The organism is Nostoc sp. (genome assembly GCF_035638895.1).
In the GTDB taxonomy this organism is placed as follows: Bacteria; Cyanobacteriota; Cyanobacteriia; order Cyanobacteriales; family Nostocaceae; genus Nostoc.
Genome location: NZ_DASQZC010000574.1, coordinates 1 through 2714, shown reverse-complemented (window position 1 = coordinate 2714; position 2714 = coordinate 1). Strand labels below are relative to the sequence as shown.

Sequence of the window (2714 nt, the reverse complement as noted above, 5' to 3'; positions counted from 1 at the left end):
CGCAAAGAAAAATGGCGCTTCTTGGAACCTTAGATAAACATCAGGTATAAAAATTATGACACAGCCAATTCACACCCGCGAACAACTTGAAAAATTCTCCATAAGCGAATTGCGTGTTGAGTGCGATCGCCTATCCATCCCCCGTCGCCGTAGCCGTGAAGATTGCATCAAGGATATTCTTGCAGCACAACCCCAACTTCAAGCGGTTGCCACGCTGAAAGTCCAAGAAGTTCAACAAGACGAACAACAACCCGCTAATTTACCCCAGGTGAACGACACTCACTTTATTGGCGATTTCTTGCTCCGGTGCATATCTATTGGCGGAGACTACGCAACAGTCTGGGATGTTGCCAAAGACGGTAGCGTGCTAGGCGAAATCAAAATGGATTGGAATTGCTTCTGGACTCACACCATGAGTCTTGACACGTTTGCCACGCCACAAGAAGCGGTTATTGATTTATACCAGTCGCTTCAAGAGTTAGAGGGTAATCTTGACACACAGCCCGATGAATTCATTGCATTTGAAACAGTTGCCGACGGTATCGCAACGGCGAATGTAAATGGTGTTCTAGTTCGCATTGTGTCCGTCACGGACGGCTACAAAACTAATCTCACGGGCAATAGTGTATTTGCTGATTACGATGTTGCGATTAAAGAGTTGTTGTTAGCGGTTGTCAGGGTTCAGGAATTGAGAAGCGCTGAACGCATAGAACGGGCCCAGGCGATCGCTGTGCTTGAACAGTGTGGCGATGGATTCATAGTTAAGAACACTACCAACGGAAGCCACTATATTGTTCAGCCCAGTCACCCAGATCCAAACAAGAGGTGTGAATGTGGGGACTGTCAACACCGAGGGTCAAAGTGTAAGCACCAAATAGCGGTAGAGAATTTTTTAGGACAACGGTTAGTTGCAGCTTAGTTTTGAAAAGTTTTAGACGCTGCACCCATTGCAGTTGACCACCTTTTAAAGCGATCGCCCAACTTGCCGGGAGTGCGATCGCCTGTCCACCCACTGTAAGGAATGAATACCAATGAAGTTTATCTCAAGTTTCATCGCACTGACAATATCTACGGCTACTTTTGCGCCTGTTGCGTTGGCGAAGACTGCCGCAGGCATCGCTTCTTCTCCTGAAGACGTGACGCAATCAATTCCACAAACCTTGCAAGTGTCTCGCCCATCTATAGCTGCTCAAACTCCTCCATCTCCGTCTAGCGATGATGAGGATGTGCCACATAAAGGCGGTGGCAGGCGGTAAGTAAAATTAAGTTTAGTTTATTGGGGGCGTAAATTGCCCCTAACATTTTCATAAAGTTTGCCATCCAAAAAAGGCTAAAAAGATGAATTTAGAGCAACTGATTGATGAAGTTTATGGGGAGCATCAAGCCAAGTTAAAAGCACAGCTTGAAGCGCAAAAGTTTCAAGAGCAACAAGAGATTGAGCAAGCGATCGCTCACTTCCGCTCTGACTTTGATGCAGTTATTTCCCCAAATTTACAGAAAGAACTGGGAATCAATGTCCGTGCGACTTACCAGCATCCAGTCTACGTTTTCGCCGAATTTGTTTATAAGGACGAAAATTTAAAAATAGATAGATGGTGTGGCGATGCTTGGCAAGTAAAAAGAGACGACAATTATTTAACTGGCGGCAAACCCAATGTATTTATGAAATGCTTACTGATTGAGTTGGGAAAAATCAGGGATTCCTTTGAACCCAAATCAATAAAAGTTTCTGCTACAGAGATGCTAAGTAAATTCAATTCTCACTATGTGGAGATTGAGGCGATCGCACAGTCTGAAGAATGGCGAAATCTTTGTGAAGTGCATCACAATGACCCTGAGATGAAAACTCATTTAGGGGACGTGCTGCACTATCTAGGTGAATCGATGGGATGTGTGGAGGAAATAAAAGATGTTAGCAACGAATAATCAAAATAATTTAGCAGCGATCGCTGAATCTGCTCTTATACAAGGTGATTTGAGAGCAATGAACTCTCAGCAGCGAGTGCAGTACTATCTGCAACTCTGTGAGAGCGTAGGATTAAACCCCTACACCAAGCCCTTCATTTACGTGGAAATGAAGGGCAAGCTGGTACTTTACCCACGCAAAGAAGCCGCAAACCAGTTGGCCAAAAACCACGGCATTAGCTTTGATAAGCCACAAGTGACGGTAACAGAGGAATTAATTACTGTCTGCATCTCGGTACGCGATCGGCACGGACGCACCGATTCAGATATGGGCATTGTCCCGACACCCAGAGGCGCTGAAGATAAAGCAAACGCCATCATGAAGGCAATTACCAAAGCCAAGCGTCGCGCTGTATTTTCTCTTGTAGGAATGTCAGACGCAGAAGATATTGAGCAAGTCAGAGGAGCGCAAATCATAGCTGATGAAGTGGCTGAAACTTTGCCCCAAGTTGAACGACACGCCATACTTCCTGCTCTTGAATCTTTCCCCGAACACGCTCAAAGGGTATTGAGCGTAAGAGAAGCGCTGGGTATCGAAAAAGAGTTTGTGATTGAGCAATTAAAATTGCTTAATCTCAGTCATCCTAAGCACCTAACTAAATCTCAGTGTGATGCATTTATCATGCTGTTGGCAGTTCATTCTCTTGATGGGGTAATTGGGAAGGAAGAGGCGATCGCATCTTACGCTCGCAATGTACCAGCAATGATTGCTCAAGGGATGAGCGAGTCTGATGCGGTTTATCAATGGG

4 protein-coding genes are annotated in these 2714 nt (G+C 45.2%); all 4 read left to right on the top strand.

Translation table 11 applies throughout. The features are described 5' to 3' along the window. Window positions 1-55: 55 nt before the first annotated feature. Window positions 56-919, top strand: a complete 864-nt coding sequence (locus VE944_RS28445) for a hypothetical protein (protein WP_324985319.1) — start codon at window positions 56-58, stop codon at window positions 917-919. A gap of 112 nt (window positions 920-1031) precedes the next feature. Continuing rightward, the gene (locus VE944_RS28440) at window positions 1032-1256 is read left to right on the top strand and encodes a hypothetical protein (protein ID WP_324985316.1); all 225 of its coding nucleotides are present in this window, start codon (window positions 1032-1034) and stop codon (window positions 1254-1256) included. An 82-nt stretch (window positions 1257-1338) separates the two neighbouring features. Next, a complete protein-coding gene (locus VE944_RS28435) occupies window positions 1339-1926 on the top strand; it encodes a hypothetical protein (RefSeq protein WP_324985313.1) in 588 nt (195 codons plus the stop codon). Beyond that, on the top strand, window positions 1910-2714 hold an 805-nt coding region (locus VE944_RS28430; protein ID WP_324985311.1), incomplete at its 3' end, for a hypothetical protein. The genes VE944_RS28435 and VE944_RS28430, both read left to right, overlap by 17 nt.

Coding starts and splice junctions, on each gene's coding strand:
- VE944_RS28445 (WP_324985319.1), top strand. CDS start 56: ATGACACAGCCAATTCACACCCGCGAACAACTTGAAAAATTCTCCATA.
- VE944_RS28440 (WP_324985316.1), top strand. CDS start 1,032: ATGAAGTTTATCTCAAGTTTCATCGCACTGACAATATCTACGGCTACT.
- VE944_RS28435 (WP_324985313.1), top strand. CDS start 1,339: ATGAATTTAGAGCAACTGATTGATGAAGTTTATGGGGAGCATCAAGCC.